Source organism: Actinoallomurus acanthiterrae, assembly GCF_054775715.1.
Window position 1 is genome coordinate 12,488,655 of sequence record NZ_BAAHCO010000001.1, and the last position, 13,951, is coordinate 12,502,605.

General features: G+C 71.5%; 17 protein-coding genes. 6 read left to right on the top strand and 11 right to left on the bottom strand.

The window, feature by feature from the left end; all coding sequences use genetic code 11:
- Positions 1 to 98: 98 nt before the first annotated feature.
- From ACYVF7_RS58970 to ACYVF7_RS58980, 3 genes are read right to left on the bottom strand one after another with little or no spacing between them, the layout of a single operon-like run.
- Positions 99 to 305: a hypothetical protein gene (locus tag ACYVF7_RS58970; RefSeq protein ID WP_460357529.1), complete on the bottom strand. Its 207-nt coding sequence runs from the start codon at positions 303 to 305 to the stop codon at positions 99 to 101.
- Positions 306 to 959, bottom strand: a complete 654-nt coding sequence (locus ACYVF7_RS58975) for a class E sortase (protein ID WP_460357531.1) — start codon at positions 957 to 959, stop codon at positions 306 to 308.
- Positions 940 to 1,308 carry a DUF881 domain-containing protein gene (locus tag ACYVF7_RS58980; protein ID WP_460357533.1) on the bottom strand — a complete coding sequence of 123 codons (369 nt, stop codon included), beginning with the start codon at positions 1,306 to 1,308 and terminating at the stop codon, positions 940 to 942. The genes ACYVF7_RS58975 and ACYVF7_RS58980 overlap by 20 nt, the downstream gene beginning before the upstream one ends.
- A 242-nt stretch (positions 1,309 to 1,550) precedes the next feature.
- On the opposite strand from ACYVF7_RS58980, the gene ACYVF7_RS58985 reads away from it, so the two are divergent.
- Positions 1,551 to 1,778, top strand: coding sequence for a hypothetical protein (locus tag ACYVF7_RS58985; RefSeq protein WP_460357536.1), 228 nt, complete (start codon positions 1,551 to 1,553; stop codon positions 1,776 to 1,778).
- 61 nt (positions 1,779 to 1,839) lie between these two features.
- Entirely contained in the window at positions 1,840 to 2,097 is a 258-nt protein-coding gene (locus ACYVF7_RS58990; protein ID WP_460357538.1) for a cell division protein CrgA, read from the top strand.
- A gap of 167 nt (positions 2,098 to 2,264) precedes the next feature.
- Here the strand turns inward: ACYVF7_RS58990 and ACYVF7_RS58995 are convergent, their stop codons facing one another.
- Together ACYVF7_RS58995 and ACYVF7_RS59000 are read right to left on the bottom strand one after the other, a co-directional pair.
- Positions 2,265 to 3,152 (bottom strand): rhomboid family intramembrane serine protease, encoded by an 888-nt coding sequence (locus ACYVF7_RS58995; protein ID WP_460357541.1) that lies wholly within the window; start codon positions 3,150 to 3,152, stop codon positions 2,265 to 2,267.
- A 32-nt stretch (positions 3,153 to 3,184) separates the two neighbouring features.
- Positions 3,185 to 3,703, bottom strand: coding sequence for a peptidylprolyl isomerase (locus ACYVF7_RS59000; RefSeq protein WP_460357544.1), 519 nt, complete (start codon positions 3,701 to 3,703; stop codon positions 3,185 to 3,187).
- Positions 3,704 to 3,934: 231 nt separating this feature from the next.
- Here ACYVF7_RS59000 and ACYVF7_RS59005 point away from each other — a divergent pair, with 231 nt between their 5' ends.
- Positions 3,935 to 4,534, top strand: a complete 600-nt coding sequence (locus tag ACYVF7_RS59005) for a hypothetical protein (protein WP_460357545.1) — start codon at positions 3,935 to 3,937, stop codon at positions 4,532 to 4,534.
- Between the two features lie 183 nt (positions 4,535 to 4,717).
- Entirely contained in the window at positions 4,718 to 5,446 is a 729-nt protein-coding gene (locus ACYVF7_RS59010; protein ID WP_460357548.1) for an acyltransferase, read from the top strand.
- 78 nt (positions 5,447 to 5,524) lie between these two features.
- Here ACYVF7_RS59010 and ACYVF7_RS59015 read toward each other — a convergent pair whose 3' ends face one another.
- The 4 genes from ACYVF7_RS59015 to ACYVF7_RS59030 are packed head-to-tail and all read right to left on the bottom strand — an operon-like array spanning position 5,525 to position 9,872.
- Positions 5,525 to 5,809, bottom strand: coding sequence for a GNAT family N-acetyltransferase (locus ACYVF7_RS59015; RefSeq protein WP_460357550.1), 285 nt, complete (start codon positions 5,807 to 5,809; stop codon positions 5,525 to 5,527).
- Positions 5,810 to 5,855: 46 nt separating this feature from the next.
- Positions 5,856 to 6,656, bottom strand: a complete 801-nt coding sequence (locus ACYVF7_RS59020) for a globin domain-containing protein (RefSeq protein WP_460357552.1) — start codon at positions 6,654 to 6,656, stop codon at positions 5,856 to 5,858.
- 32 nt (positions 6,657 to 6,688) lie between these two features.
- Positions 6,689 to 9,073, bottom strand: coding sequence for an ATP-binding protein (locus ACYVF7_RS59025; RefSeq protein WP_460357553.1), 2,385 nt, complete (start codon positions 9,071 to 9,073; stop codon positions 6,689 to 6,691).
- Entirely contained in the window at positions 8,955 to 9,872 is a 918-nt protein-coding gene (locus ACYVF7_RS59030) for an AfsR/SARP family transcriptional regulator (RefSeq protein ID WP_460357555.1), read from the bottom strand. The genes ACYVF7_RS59025 and ACYVF7_RS59030 overlap by 119 nt, the downstream gene beginning before the upstream one ends.
- A gap of 109 nt (positions 9,873 to 9,981) precedes the next feature.
- On the opposite strand from ACYVF7_RS59030, the gene ACYVF7_RS59035 reads away from it, so the two are divergent.
- Both ACYVF7_RS59035 and ACYVF7_RS59040 read left to right on the top strand, forming a co-directional pair.
- Positions 9,982 to 10,734: a sulfite exporter TauE/SafE family protein gene (locus ACYVF7_RS59035; RefSeq protein WP_460357557.1), complete on the top strand. Its 753-nt coding sequence runs from the start codon at positions 9,982 to 9,984 to the stop codon at positions 10,732 to 10,734.
- Between the two features lie 105 nt (positions 10,735 to 10,839).
- Positions 10,840 to 11,754 (top strand): sulfotransferase family protein, encoded by a 915-nt coding sequence (locus tag ACYVF7_RS59040; protein WP_460357560.1) that lies wholly within the window; start codon positions 10,840 to 10,842, stop codon positions 11,752 to 11,754.
- Here the strand turns inward: ACYVF7_RS59040 and ACYVF7_RS59045 are convergent.
- Together ACYVF7_RS59045 and ACYVF7_RS59050 are read right to left on the bottom strand one after the other, a co-directional pair.
- On the bottom strand, positions 11,741 to 12,631 hold the full coding sequence (locus ACYVF7_RS59045; RefSeq protein WP_460357562.1) for a glycoside hydrolase family protein: 891 nt from the start codon (positions 12,629 to 12,631) through the stop codon (positions 11,741 to 11,743). The genes ACYVF7_RS59040 and ACYVF7_RS59045 overlap by 14 nt on opposite strands.
- 187 nt (positions 12,632 to 12,818) lie before the next feature.
- Complete coding sequence (locus ACYVF7_RS59050) at positions 12,819 to 13,889, bottom strand: methyltransferase domain-containing protein (protein ID WP_460357564.1); 1,071 nt, start codon at positions 13,887 to 13,889, stop codon at positions 12,819 to 12,821.
- Positions 13,890 to 13,951: the final 62 nt, after the last annotated feature.

Here is a 13,951-nt window from a genome sequence, read left to right on the forward strand (position 1 = left end):
GAGGGAGGGCTTCCGCCGCTCGGGGGCAACGGCGGAAGCCCTCACTCGGAAGATCCGCCTTACCGCCCATGGCGTTACAGGGTCTCCCAATATTCTTTTTACCGGTGTTTTGCCCCCGGGGTCGGGGGTGCCGTAGTCGAGGTGCCGCCATCATCGACCGTCCCGTGATCGAACTGAATCTTCGGCTCGAACCAGGGGAAGACGACGTACCAGAGCAGGACACCGACGACGAGCACGGCCACCAGGGCGGTGTAGACCCGCGTCACCGTGCCGCCGGGCAGGTGCCGCCACAGCCATCCGTACATCTACGAACTCGCTCCGTTCACCCGTGGGATGGAGCCGACCATCCGCCCGAACACGATGAGCCGCTGCGCCGCGGAGTACTTCGGATGGCAGGTGGTGAGTGTGATCAGCCGGTCGGTCGGGTCCTTGGAAGGATGCTCCGGCACCGGGGCCGCGACGTTGACGTCGCCGGGCGACACCACCTTCTTGCCGGTCACCTGGTAGATGTACTGCCGGGCCCGGGTGTCGATGAGGATCTTGTCGCCGGGGTGCAGCTCGTCGATGCGGTTGAAGGGCGCCAGGTAGGTCGTCCGGTGCCCGGAGACGACGAAGTTGCCGATCTCCCCCGGCATCGCCGTGCCCGGGTAGTGCCCGGGCCCCTTGCGCAGGTCCGCGACGGAGACGCCCTCGATGATCACATAGTGGAAGCCCTTGCCGAGCCGGGGGATCCGGATGAGGGCGAGACCGTGGCCGAGACTCACGCGCTCGGCCGTCACGGCACCTCTCGGGGCCTTGGGCGGCGGTGCGGCCCAGGTGCGGTTGAGCTCGGTGTCCAGCTTGCGCTGCTGGGCCTGCGTGTAGGCGCCCGTCCCCCAGAGCTCGTACGCGACGAACAGCAGCAGCACGGCCCCGGCCGTGATGCACAGCTCGCCGAGGCTACGGATGAGTGTTCGCACCGTCGGGCTCCAGGGCGGTGGCGTACTTCGGCTGCACGTTGCCCGTGTAGGCGGGCAGCGTGGTCTTCTTGAGGGTCGTCACGGCGTACCCGAGTCCGTATTCGGCGACGTACTGCCGGTAGACCTGGATCGCCGGGGAGACGTCGAGCGCCGCCCGCAGTCGTACCGGGTCGCCCGTGGCGGTGATCCGGAACGGCGGCGAGTAGACGACGCCTTGGAGGATGAGCGTATTGCCGACGCAACGGACGGCGCTGGTCGAGATCAACCGTTGATCCATTATTTGCACGCCCGTGGCACCGCCGGTCCACAGGGCGTTGACGACGGCCTGGACGTCCTGCTGGTGGACCACGAGGTCGTCGGGGCCGGGGTCGCCGGGGATCCCGGCCGGCGGGCGCGTCGTCGAGGGTGACGCGGACGCCGCGTCCGGTGAGCGGTGCGAAGCCGGTATGGGCCGCGAGGCGGTCCGCGTCCTCCTGAGCCGCCTTCACGCGGGCGTCCCGCTGCCCGGCCGCCCGTACGAGGCCTTCCACCTGCCGCCGCAGATGGCCATAGCGCGCCTGGGAGCCCTGGTACTGGCGCTGTTCCTGGGCGATGAGCTCGGTGATCTTCGTACGGCTGCCGCCGCGCAGGTCCGTTCCGTGCGCGGTGCTCGCGCTGGCCGTGAACAGGATGCCGGCGAAGATCGTCAGGGCCGGGATGGCGTACTTCCAGGCCCGGCCGGAGCCGCTCATCCCGTCGCTGCCGGGTTTTGGCCGCATCGCGACACCCCACCGCCCCCAATTAGGTCGTACGCTGCTCACCAGCGACTACGCTAACTGACAAATTGACCCATGCGCGGACCCGGCGTGCGGCCGCGTTCCGCCCCGAGGAGAGACCCACCGTGCCCAAGTCGAAGGTACGCAAGAAGGCCGTCTACACTCCGCCGCAGCGCTCACAGAAGGTCGCGGTCAGCCCCCGGTGGCTGGTGCCGACGATGGTGGGCTGCTGGCTGCTCGGCCTCGCCTGGATCGCGGTCTACTACGTCGCCGCGAGTGTCAGCGCGACGGTGCCGCTGCTCACGTCGCTGAGCAACTGGAACCTGCTGATCGGGTTCGGCGTGATCGTGGTCGGCGTGGTGCTGTCGACACGCTGGCGTTGACTTCCCCACACGGTTATCCACAGGCTGTGGATCGCCCTGTGGGTTATCCACAGGAGTGATCCCCAGCTCGCCTCCTCCGCTCGTCACGGTCGGACCATGCCGAGCGTCGTCGCTCCATGCGCCGTGTCCTCTCCCGCGTGGATCCCTTGACCCGCGCGGGAGAGGGTTCACGACGTGAGCGCGGCGGTCTGCACCACGGTGAGGACCACGAGCAGCGCCGCGACGACCGCCGACGCGGCGACCTGCACGGCCTTCTGCCGCCCTCGCGGGGCGTAGGCGAACGCCACCGCGAGCACCGCGCCGGTGACCAGCCCGCCGACGTGCCCTTCCCAGGAGATCCCGGAGAAGGTGAACGTGAACATCAGGTTGATCACGATGAGGAAGACGATGCCGCGCGTGTCGACGCCGAGTCGGCGTCCGACCACGAAGAACGCCGCGAACAGCCCGAAGATCGCGCCAGAGGCGCCGACGGCGGGCTGCAGCGGGTCCACGAGGTAGAGCAGGACGTTCCCGCCGATCGCCGACAGGATGTACAGCACGGTGAACCGCAGCCGGCCGAGCACCTGTTCGAGCTGCGGGCCGAGCACCCACAGCGCCCACATGTTGAACAGGATGTGGGTGATGCCGAAACTGCCCTGGTTCATCGGCATGTGCAGGAACGCCGCCGTGATCAGGCGGTACCACTCGCCGTCGACGACGCCGAACCCGGGGATCCCGCCGTGCGCGGTCATCCCGCCGACCATCTCGAACCGGTCCACGAACGGCCGTGACACCAGCTCGCCGATGTAGGCGAGGACGTTCAGGCCGATGAGCGTCAGCGTCACCACCGGCCGGGCCCGCACCCGGCCGCCGAACACCGTACGCGCCTCACGCACCGTACGGTGGCCGTCGCGGACGCACTCGGGGCACTGGTGTCCCACCGAGGCGACGCGCATGCAGTCCGGGCAGATGGGCCGGTCGCAGCGGGTGCAGCGGACGTACGTCTCCCGGTCCGGATGCCGGTAGCACATCGGTGCCTCGGGAGCCGGTGCCTGCTGCGGCGAATCGGTGCTCATCGTCGCCTTCTCGTCGTTGGCCGGTTATCCGTCTAACGACGCTCGATCGTCACCGATTCCAGAACCACGTCCTTGACCGGACGGTCGTTCCGGCCCGTCTCGGTCTTGGCGATCGCGTCGACGACCTCGGAGCCCTGCACGACCTCGCCGAAGATCGTGTGGCGGCCGTTCAGGTGCGAGGTCGGGACGACGGTCACGAAGAACTGCGAGCCGTTGGTGTTCGCGCCGGCGTTGGCCATCGCCAGGAGGTACGGCCGGTCGAAGCGCAGCTGCGGGTGGATCTCGTCCTCGAACTCATAGCCCGGGCCACCGAAGCCCTGACCGAGCGGGTCGCCGCCCTGGATCATGAAGCCGTCGATGACCCGGTGAAAGATCGTGCCGTTGTAGAGCGGGGTCGACGACCGCTGCCCGGTCTCGGGATGGGTCCACTCCTTCGTCCCCTCGGCGAGGCCGACGAAATTATCGACGGTCTTGGGCGCCTGATCGGGGAACAGACGGATGACGATGGGGCCCAGGGTGGTGTTCAGGGTCGCGATGAGCTCTCCGGCCATGGAGACCGCCTCCTTGTTTCGGGGTGTGCCCTCGGCGGGCGCGTCGGATACCTGTCACTGAAGTAGCCAACGCTACTTGTCTTCACCGGCGTCCCGGACGACCCCGTCATCATCGTCGCGGCGGCGCGGCCGTACGGCATCCTCACGGATCCGGTGATTGACATCGCCTGCCGTGGGAAGAGGTTCGTCGAGACCGCACATTACGGAGGGGTATCCATGTCCCTACGATCAATGACCGGAAGGAAGCCGCAGGTCAAGCTGCGCGGCTCACGGCTGACCATGGCACAGAAACGTGCCATGCGCAGTGCGCGGCAGCTGCGTCTCTCGGGCCTCAGCCGGGCACAGAAACGCGCCGTCCGATCCGCCCAGCGGACCGCTCAGCGGACCGCACAGACGGCGCAGACGGCCAGGCAGACCGCGCAGAGCGCCAAGCTGACGGCGCAGAGCGCCGCCCAGCGGACCGCTCAGCGGGCCGCCCCCGCCGCGGGTCAGGCGCGCCAGATGGCCTCGACGGGCGTGCAGAGCGCCCGTGTCTGGAGCGCACCGCGGCTCGACCGGGCCGGCGCGTACGTCGAGCGAGAGCTGGGCCCCCGGGTCGGCTCGATGCTCCGCCGGACGGCCGACCGGATCGAGCCGACCCGGCCTCGGCGCGGTCGGCGCGGCATGGCCGCCGTGCTGCTGGCGGCCGGTGGTGCCCTCGGCGCCGCCGGTGCGATCGCGACGCGTCGCAACATGGCGCGTAAGCAGGCCGAGGAGTCCGAGGCACCGGCCGAGCGTCTCTCCTCGGTGTCGGGTGACGAGGACGCGGAGGAGCGTGCGCACACGTCCTGACGGATCCCGATCGGCGGCGAGCCCGGCTTCACGGCCGGGCTCGCCGCCGTTTTCGACGGCCGCGCGCAGTGCACGGAGCCCGCCGAACGCCCGTGCGCGGGGTTCTCGCCGAGTGCGGGCACTTCCTCGCATTCGCCGCACTTAGGGATCAAGATGGACATCGCATGCCGTACCGTTTCCGGCATGTCGCTTAGGGCGTTGCTGGGTTCCGCGACTCGCAGGGTGGTGGCGGTGGCCCTGCACCGGGGCTGGGAGTGGGTCCGCCGGCACGGCGAGATCACTCCGAGCACCCCCGCGGGCCGGCGGTTCGGCCATCTCGGCAAGGGCGTCTGCATCGGCTTTCCCACGGGTGCGCTGTTCGGCGAGCCGTGGATCCACATCGGCGACGACACGCTCGTCGGCGTGCACGTCACGATCTCGGCCGGCTTCGGCCCCGGCCTCGACCTCGGCCCGGACCCCATCGTGAAGATCGGGAAGGCCTGCTCCATCGGGCGGGGCAGCCACATCGTCGGTCACGAGTCGATCGAGATCGGCGATGACGTCTTCACCGGGCCGTACGTCTACATCACCGACCAGAACCACGGCTACGCCGATCCGGACGTCCCCGTGGGCCGGCAGTGGCCGGTCAACGACGCGGTCGTCATCGGCGACGGCTGCTGGCTCGGCGCCGGCGCCATCATCCTCCCCGGCACCCGCCTGGGCCGGAACGTCGTCGTCGCCGGGGGCGCGGTCGTACGCGGGGAGTTCCCCGACCACGCGGTCATCGCCGGCGTGCCGGCCAAGGTCGTCCGGAGCTACGACCCGGAGACCGGCTGGCGGCCGCCGCTGCCGGAGGCGCCGCTGGACGAGGCGACGCTGGCGGCCCTCGCCGAGCTGCCGCCGATCCCGAAGCGGGGCGAGCTGGCGAGCTGACCGCCGCGCATCCGGGCCTCCCGGTCACGAGGTCGGCGTACTCGGGCGTCCCTGACCGCCGCGCATCCGGTCTCCCGGTCAGGAGTGGTTGCGGGTGACCAGGTCGGCGTAGTCGGGGTGCCGCTCGATCCACGCCTTGGCGAACGGACACAGGGGCAGCACGCGCCGGCCTTCCTTCCGCCACTCGTCGAGGGCGGTGCGGACGAGCGCGCCGCCCACCCCGTGGCCCTCGAACTCGGGTGCCACCTCGGTGTGCGTGATGACGATGAGGCGGTTCTCGTCCCGGTAGTCCATGAGGCCGGCGGGCCGGTCGCCGACCCGTGCCTCGTAACGGCCGTCGGCCTTGGTCACCGTGACGTCCATCGGTCCCCCCATCGGTCGCTGCTCAGGCATCCATCATGCCCGCCGGTCATCCACCGGTGTACGGCGGTGCGACGCCCCAGCCCCAGTGGGGCACGGGCGCCTGCTGCACGGGGTGGGCGTCCGGCTGGGAGTTGGCGAGGGCGAGGCGGGTCCCCCACTCGAGGTAACCGACGAACGCCGCCCGGAACTCCGGGTCGGCCGGCAGGCCGACCTCGTCGGCGGCGTCGAGGAGAAGCTCGACCCACCGGCGGCGCTGCCGCTCGGTGATGCCCTTTCCCAGGTGCCGGCTCAGCATGTGGTGGTAGCCGCCGCGCTGCTCGGTGTAGCGCGCCGGTCCGCCGAACACCTCGCTCAGCCAGATCGCGACGTATTTCGGATGGTCGGGGTCCATGTGCGCGAAGAGCGGCCCCACCAGGTCGTCCTTGAGAACCTCACGGTAGAACGCCGCGGTGAGCCGCTCGAAGGCCTCCGTTCCGCCGGCCCAGTCGTACAGGGTGGGCACCGATCCGCCGGTGCCTGTCACGGCGGTGCGCCGGTAGTGCCGCATCTCCTCGATCTGGTCGACGTACGGCCGGATCTGCTCGAAGAACGCCGTGAAGTTCGCGCTCTTCCGGAACCCGGAGAGATGGTCTTCTTCGGACGTCCAGACGATGCGCAGGATGTAGGAAAACTCGTCCTCGGTGCACTGGGTGAGTTCGTACTCCACGCACTGGGGTGCCGCGCCGAGCGGTACGGCGGCACGTGCGTACGCCGCCTCGAACGCGTCGCGCGTGTCGGCGGGGACGCGGTAACGGATGTACTCGACGATCACGGGCTTCCTCCAGCCGCAGAGCCATGAGGTACTCATGTAATCATGTAATCGCCCGCCTGGGAACGCACTCAGGGCGTGAGGGTCAGCGCCTGCTCTCGCGTCATCCGGCGGCCCCGCGCGTACGCCGCCTCGAACGCGTCGGCGCCGAGCGCGGCCAGCGCGGCGGCTCGGGCCCGGTCGTGCTCCAGGCTCCACGGCGAGACGAAGCCCTGTACGGCGTGCGCGCAGCCGAGGAGCTCCGCCGCCCTGGCGTGCTCGCCGCGCGCCGCGGCCAGCGCCGCGATCCCCTCGACGATGGGTCCCACCGTCTGGCCGATCGGCAGCCTTCCGACGTCCGCGAGCATCGCCAGGGCCTCGGCGTGCCATCTGGCGGAGGCCTCCAGGTCGCCCTCCTGTTCGGCGAGGCAGCCGAGGCGGCCGAACGTCGTCGCCGCGGACGTCCCCAGATCGACCCGGGCCTTCCTCGGCTCGATGGCCGCGCGCGCCCGCTCCAGCAGGTCCCTCGCCTCACGCAGATCGCCGGCCCGACGCGCGAGCTCACTCAGCCAGACGTGGCCGTACGCGATGAGGCCGTGCTCACCCACCCGCTCGCCGGCGCGTACCGCCCGCCGCAGTTCGGCCCGCGCCTGCTCGACGTCCCCCGCCTGGCCGTACGCCCTGCCGAGCTGGATCAGCAGCATGGCCCCCTGGTCCGGGCTGATTCCCTCGGCGGCGTATCCGTAGGCCTCCCGCACGACGGGTATCGCCTCTCCGGGCCGGTCTCGGCTCAGCGCGACCTCCGCGAGGACGCTCAGGCAGCTGACCATGCCCCAGCGTTCGCCGAGCTCACGGAAGCCCGCGTACGCCTCCGTCGCCTCGGCGTGGCACTCGTCGATCGCTCCCCGGTTCGCCGCGAGGAACGCGCCGAACGTGCCTATCGCCGCCCGGGTCCAGGGATCCGGATGATCGGCGATCGCCCGCAGCCCGCGCTGGCAGCCCTCGACGTCGCCGCTGAGCAGGGCGGTGAGCGGCAGGCCGAGCACCAGCACCGGGTGGACCGGGCGGTCGGGGACGTGGGAGGCCGCCTCCTCCATCGCCACGCGCAGGGCCTCCGTCCGCGGTCCGTCGCTGCGGGACATCTCCCGTACGAGCGCGGCCGTGAAGGCGCAGATGGCGTAGGCCTCCTCGGCGCCCTCCGGCGCGGGGCCGTCGACGATCGCCCAGACCTCTTCCGCCCAGCCGCCGGCCTCCGCCTCGAGGTCCCGTGCGACCCAGAACCACGCCAGCGCGCCGATGAAACGGACGGCCGTCGGCACGTCACGGGTGTCGACCGCATGGCGCAGCGCCGCGTTGCAGTTGTCGCGCTCGGCGCTCAGGCGCGCGGTCCAGTGCAGCTGATCGCGGCGTCGCAGCTCCGGCTCCGCCCGCTCGGTGAGATCCAGGAAGTACGCGGCGTGCGCGTCCTTCAGCCGTTTCTCCTCGCCCGCCTCGGCGAGGCGTTCGGCCGCGTACGCCCGTACGGTCTCCAGCAGGCGGTACCGGACCTCGGCGTCGCCCTCGGCGACCACGAGCGACTTGTCGACCAGGGAGGCGATCAGGTCGATGACGTCCTCGTCGAGGACCTGGTCGGCCGCCTCCGGCGTGACGCCACCGGTGAACACCGAGAGCCGCCGCAGCACCCGGCGTTCGGCGTCGTCCAGCAGCTCCCAGCTCCAGTCGACGATCGCCCGCAGCGTCCGGTGTTGCGGCAGCGCCGTACGGCTGCCGACGGTCAGCAGCCGGAACCGGTCGTCGAGCCGGGACGCCACCTGCGCGGCCGTCAGCACCCGAAGCCGGGCTGCGGCCAGCTCGATGGCGAGCGGGATGCCGTCGAGGGCCCGGCAGACCTTGACGACGGGCTCCACGGTCTCGGGGTCGACCGCGAAACCGGGCCGGACGGCCGCCGCCCGCTCGGCGAACAGCCGGATCGCGTCATGGGTCAGCGCCGTCTCGGCGTCGGCGTCCGCCGGAGGCAACGGCAGGGAGGGCACCGGGCACAGGGACTCGCCGGTGATGCCGAGGGGCTCGCGGCTGGTGATGAGGATCCGCACGCCCGGCGCCGCGGCCAGCACCCGATCCGCCAGCCGCGCGGCCGCTTCGACCAGGTGCTCGCAGTTGTCCAGCACGAGGAGCAGCCGCTTGTCCGCGAGGACGTCGATGAGCCGGTCCAGCGGCCAGACGATCTCCTTCGCGTCGATGAGCCGGATCGGCTCCGCGACGCCCATCGCCACCACCACGGCCTGCGGCACGTCGGCCGCGTCCCGTACGGGCGCGAGCGGGACGAACCAGACACCGTCCGGCGTCGCGGAGATCGCCCTAGTCGCGGCCTCGATGGCCAGCCGGGTCTTGCCCGCTCCGCCGGGTCCGGTCAGCGTGACGAGCCGGGAACCGGCGAGCAGCTCGCCGACGCGGTCCAGCTCGCGATCGCGGCCCACGAAGCTCGTGAGCTGGGCCGGGCAGGTTGCTGAGGCCCTTCGACGGATCCTTCCCGATCTCCAAGGGCGACGGCGGCGACCCGTCCGTCTCGCCGCGCAGGATCGCCAGGTGGACCGATGCCAGCTGCGGCGACGGGTCGACGCCCAGCTCGTCGGCCAGCTCCCGCCGGGTCCGCTCGTACAGGGCCAGCGCGTCGGCGCGCCGGCCGGCCGCGCACAGCGCCCGCATGAGCTGCCCGCGCAGGCGTTCGCGCAGGGGATGCCGTACGGCGAGCTCTTCGAGCTCGGGGACCAGCCCGTCCCCGTCGCCGAGGGTGAGCTCCGCGTCGACGCGATCCTCGACGGCGGAGATCCGCAGCTCCTCCAGGCGTGCGATCGGGCCGGCGGCGAAGGCCATCTCCGCGACGTCGGCGAGCGCCGGGCCGCGCCACAGGCCGAGAGCCTCGCGCAGCAGCGCCACCCGGTATGCCGGATCGCCCTCGGCCCGGGCGGCCGTGACGAGTCGTTCGAAGGCGGCCGTGTCGACGTCGGCCGTGAGCCGGTAGCCGCCCGGCGTCGAGACGACGGCGTCCCGGCCGCCGACGCCGCGCAGCCGGGAGACCAGGGCCTGGAGCGCGTTGACCGCCCCGGCCGGAGCCGTGGTCTCCCACAGGTCCTCGATCAGCCGCTCGGCCGGGACCGAACGGCCTGCCTCGAGCGCCAACCGGATCAGCAGCGCGCGCAGCCGGGAACCACCGATCTCGACGGGTCGGCCGGTGCCGTCTCGCACGTCCAGCGGCCCGAGCATGGCGATGCGCACGCCGCCATTGTCCCCATTCGCGGCGCCGCTCGGTCGATCGTCCGTCCGATGAGGCCGGGTCCGTATGCCCGCGTCATCCGGCGGTGACCCAGTGTGCTTGGGTACTGATGTGATCACGGCTCATCTGCCCGTCCTGTTCGGCGTCGGCGTCCTCGCCGGGGTGGTCAGTACGGTGGTGAGCCTCGCGTCGATCGTGTCCTATCCGGCCCTGCTGGCACTCGGGCTGCCGGCCCTCAGCGCGAACGTGACGAACACGGTGGCGCTGGTGTTCACGGCGGTGGGTGCCACGGCCGGCTCGCAGCGGGAGCTCACCGGGCAGCGTGCCCGGGTGCTGCGGCTGGGCGTGCTGACCGCGCTCGGCGGCGCCACCGGCGCGGCGCTGTTGCTGGTGACGCCGGCGCGGATGTTCGAGCTGATCGCGCCGTGGCTGATCGCGGGTGCGTCCCTGATCCTGCTCCTGCAGCCGAAGGTCGGCCGGCTCGCGGAACGTTCCAAAGGCGAGCACAGCCGGTTGCTCCGCCTGGGGCTGTTCACGGTCGCCGTCTACACCGGCTACTTCGGGGCGGCCGGCGGCATCCTGATGCTGGCCGTGCTCGCCGCAATGATCGACCTGCCGCTGGTCCGCGTCAACGCGATCAAGAACACCGTCGCGGGGCTGGCCAACGGCGTCGCCGCGCTGGGGTTCGCGCTGTTCGGGCCGGTGCAGTGGAGCGCCGCCCTCCCGCTGGCGGCGGGGTTCCTCGCGGGCGGCTGGATCGGCCCCTCCCTCGTGCGCCGCCTCCCCGGCGAGGCGCTGCGCGTCCTGGTCGCCGTGTGCGGCGTGGCGGTCGCGATCAAGCTCGGCCTCGACAGCTACACCTGATCAGCCATCCGGAATCCCGGTACGGCCAATAACGTCTATTTTCCTGCTTTTTAGGTAGGCATGGAATGATTACCTCATCGGTGGACGCCTGACGGGGAGGGCTGGATGGCGCTTCCGAGCTTCCTGGTGATCGGTGCTCCCAAGGCGGGCACCACGGCACTGCACGCCGCGCTGGCACGTCACCCCGACCTGTTCATGTCCCAGGTCAAGGAGCCGAAGTTCTTCCTCACCGACGGGCCTCCGCCCACGCGGGGCGGCCCCGGCGACGCCCAGACGTACCGCGAGCACGTCTGGCGGCGGGAGGACTACGAGGCGCTGTTCGCGAGCGCCCCCGACGGGGCCCTCCGTGGCGAGAGCACGCCGTTCTACCTCCACGACCGGGACGCGCAGTTCCGCATCCGCGCGCTGATCCCGGACGTCAAGATGATCGCCCTGATCCGGGACCCGGTGGAACGCGCCCACTCCAACTGGACGCACCTGTGGTCGGCGGGCCTCGAGCCGATCGACAACGTCGTCGACGCGTGCGCCGCCGAACCCGAGCGGATCGCGGCGGGCTGGGCGGCGTTCTGGCGGTACGTCGAACTGGGCAGGTACGGCGAGCAGCTCCAGCACCTGTACAAGGTGTTCCCGCGCGACCGGGTCCTCGTGCTCCGATACCGGCGGATCCACCAGGATCCCGCGGCGACCCTCGACCTGATCTGCAAGTTCCTCGGCGTACGCACCGGGCTGCTCGACTCGATCCCCCGCGAGAACGTCACGAACCACGTCGCCGACTCCGCGAGCACCCGGGCCCTGCAGCAGGTGCTGCGCGCCGGCGCCCGGATCGGCGAGCGGATGCCGCTGCCCGTACGCCGGCTGGCCCGCGGTCCGCTGCTCGCCGTACTGCACCGCGAGCGGCGCCCACGGCAGCCGCTGACCTGGGACGACCGGCGGCAGCTGATCCCCTACTTCGCCGACGACATCCGGCTGCTGGAAGAGATCACGGGCGAGGACTACGGCGACTGGCTCAAGCCGCGATGAGCTCGGTGCGCAGCTCGTGCGCGCCGTCCGGACGCGTCGCCTCGTAGTAGAGCCGCCATCCCGCGTCCCGGAGGGGAACGGCGACCAGGTAGCGCAGGCCCCCGCCGGCGTACGGCGAGGCGGCCGCCGGGCCGGTGCCCTGCTGCTCCAGCACGCCGAACCCCTCACCGGTGGCGACGCCGGTCCGCTCCTCGTAGTTCTCCGCGGCGCTCGCCCGGCCGTCGTAGTAGGCGACGGTCTCCCCGTCGTCGGTGACCACGGACGAGATCCGCACGCCCCGCGAGTCCCAGTGGCCGGGGCGGCCCGCCAGCACCGTGCCGTGCCACGTCCACTCCAGGCCGTCGGCGCTGGTCGCGTAGTCGGTCACCATCTGGTCGGCCTCGTCCGGGTCGGCGAGCGGGTGGCAGGACGCCCACAGGTGCCACTTGTCGCCCTGGCGCAGGATCACCGGGTCCTTGACCCCGATCAGGTCGCTGCCGGGAAGCACCACCTCGGCCGTCGCCGGGTCGAAGGACCGCGGGTCGGCCGCCTCCAGCACCTCGACCCGCCAGTGCTTGGTCCCCGGAGTGGCGCAGCTGAGGTACAGACGCCAGGTGCCCTCCGGGGTCACGACGAGCGCGGGACGCTCCAGCGACTCGGCGGCCATCTGATCGCTGTGGATGACGCACAACGTCTCCAGCCGCTCGCCGTCGACCGCGTGCGCGACCACCACGGCGTACCCGCGACCGTGCCCGAGGGGCCGGCGCAGGCGGTACGCGAGGTAGATCTCGCCGTCCGCGACACAGGCACTGGGCGCTCCCGCCCAGTAACCGCCGCCCTCCTCGGGCGGAGGGACGACGACGCGGGACCGCTTGTACGACGGCAGGGGAAACGGCATGGGGGTCCTCCTCTGAGCGCGCCGGCGACGGGGCCGCACCGGCACGGGCGCGACGGCCATCCAGGCGACGCCCCACGGCGCCGCCCGTGAGCGATGGCCGTTTCCACAGTAACCGAGTATGGAAAGTAAATAAGCCATTGAGCTGCTGTTATGTAAAAATCTACCCTCGGGTGCCGACCCTCGTCCGTCAGGCGACGGGGTTGCCGGGCGAGTCGAGGTACACGTACCGGCGGTCGGGGGTGACGCCGAGCCCGAAGCGTCCGGTCGGCGGACGTCCGGTCTCGTCCCACCACCGGTAGGCGGACTCGATCTCGGTCCACAGCGAGCGCGGACCCCGCTGCCACACCCGGTGCGTGACGGCACCGTCGGCGACGTCGACGCGCGCCCACGAGGGGCCGGACAACGCCCAGAAGGTCAAGTCGTCGCTGCCGTCGTCGGCGTCTTGGAACCTCGTCGTCACATCGGGCACCCGGAGGCCGACCGCGAACGCGGCATCGCAGTCGTCGAAGGCGACCGCGTCGGGGTGCAGGGTCGTGGCCGACTCGGCCGCACCCGCCAGATCCGCCGGCACCGCAGGCCGTGGCGCGCGCTGCGCACGCAACCACATGAACGCCACCGTGTTGTCGACGAACGGGCCGTACGCCGCGCCGTGGCCGTCGACCGTCAGGCGGACCAGCGCACCGTTGTCGTAGGCATTGCCCCACGGGACGAGGATCACCCCGCCTGGCCGGGTCTGCGCCACCCACTGATAGGGGACGGCTCGCACCGACGCGGTGGCGATGACCCGGTCGTACGGCTCGCCCGGCGCGTACCCGCCCGCGCCGTCGCCGGTGACCACCAGGGCCGACACGCCGACCCTGGCGAGGATCTCACGGGCGCGCTCGGCGAGATCGCCGTCGACCTCGATCGTCGTGACGTTCGCTTCGCCGACCACGTGGGCGAGGAGGGCCGCGTTCCAGCCGGTACCCGCGCCGATCTCCAGGACCCGCATCCCGTACTCGACCTCGAGGTGGCCGAGCATCGTCGCCACGATGGACGGCTTCGAGATCGAGCTGGTGATCCGCCGGCCCGTTCCGGTGTCCGGTGTGGCGCCATCGTCGACCTGCGTGACGATCGCCTCGTCGGTGTACACGGTCGTCAACCAGGCAGCGGGATCCGCATCACGTCGGCGCGGGCTCAACACGCCTCCGTCGGCGTCGTCCCAGACGACGCCGGGCACGAACAGGTGCCGGGGAGTGGCCAGGAAGCCGCGCGCCATCGGTCGCGCAGCGCACCGGCGGCCGTCAACTCGTCGACGAGCCGCCGGTTCAGAGCCTCAGA

Coding starts and splice junctions, on each gene's coding strand:
- ACYVF7_RS58970 (WP_460357529.1), bottom strand. CDS start 305: ATGTACGGATGGCTGTGGCGGCACCTGCCCGGCGGCACGGTGACGCGG.
- ACYVF7_RS58985 (WP_460357536.1), top strand. CDS start 1,551: ATGAGCTCGGTGATCTTCGTACGGCTGCCGCCGCGCAGGTCCGTTCCG.
- ACYVF7_RS58995 (WP_460357541.1), bottom strand. CDS start 3,152: ATGAGCACCGATTCGCCGCAGCAGGCACCGGCTCCCGAGGCACCGATG.
- ACYVF7_RS59000 (WP_460357544.1), bottom strand. CDS start 3,703: ATGGCCGGAGAGCTCATCGCGACCCTGAACACCACCCTGGGCCCCATC.
- ACYVF7_RS59005 (WP_460357545.1), top strand. CDS start 3,935: ATGACCGGAAGGAAGCCGCAGGTCAAGCTGCGCGGCTCACGGCTGACC.
- ACYVF7_RS59010 (WP_460357548.1), top strand. CDS start 4,718: ATGTCGCTTAGGGCGTTGCTGGGTTCCGCGACTCGCAGGGTGGTGGCG.
- ACYVF7_RS59015 (WP_460357550.1), bottom strand. CDS start 5,809: ATGGACGTCACGGTGACCAAGGCCGACGGCCGTTACGAGGCACGGGTC.
- ACYVF7_RS59020 (WP_460357552.1), bottom strand. CDS start 6,656: ATGAGTACCTCATGGCTCTGCGGCTGGAGGAAGCCCGTGATCGTCGAG.
- ACYVF7_RS59040 (WP_460357560.1), top strand. CDS start 10,840: ATGGCGCTTCCGAGCTTCCTGGTGATCGGTGCTCCCAAGGCGGGCACC.
- ACYVF7_RS59045 (WP_460357562.1), bottom strand. CDS start 12,631: ATGCCGTTTCCCCTGCCGTCGTACAAGCGGTCCCGCGTCGTCGTCCCT.
- ACYVF7_RS59050 (WP_460357564.1), bottom strand. CDS start 13,889: ATGGCGCGCGGCTTCCTGGCCACTCCCCGGCACCTGTTCGTGCCCGGC.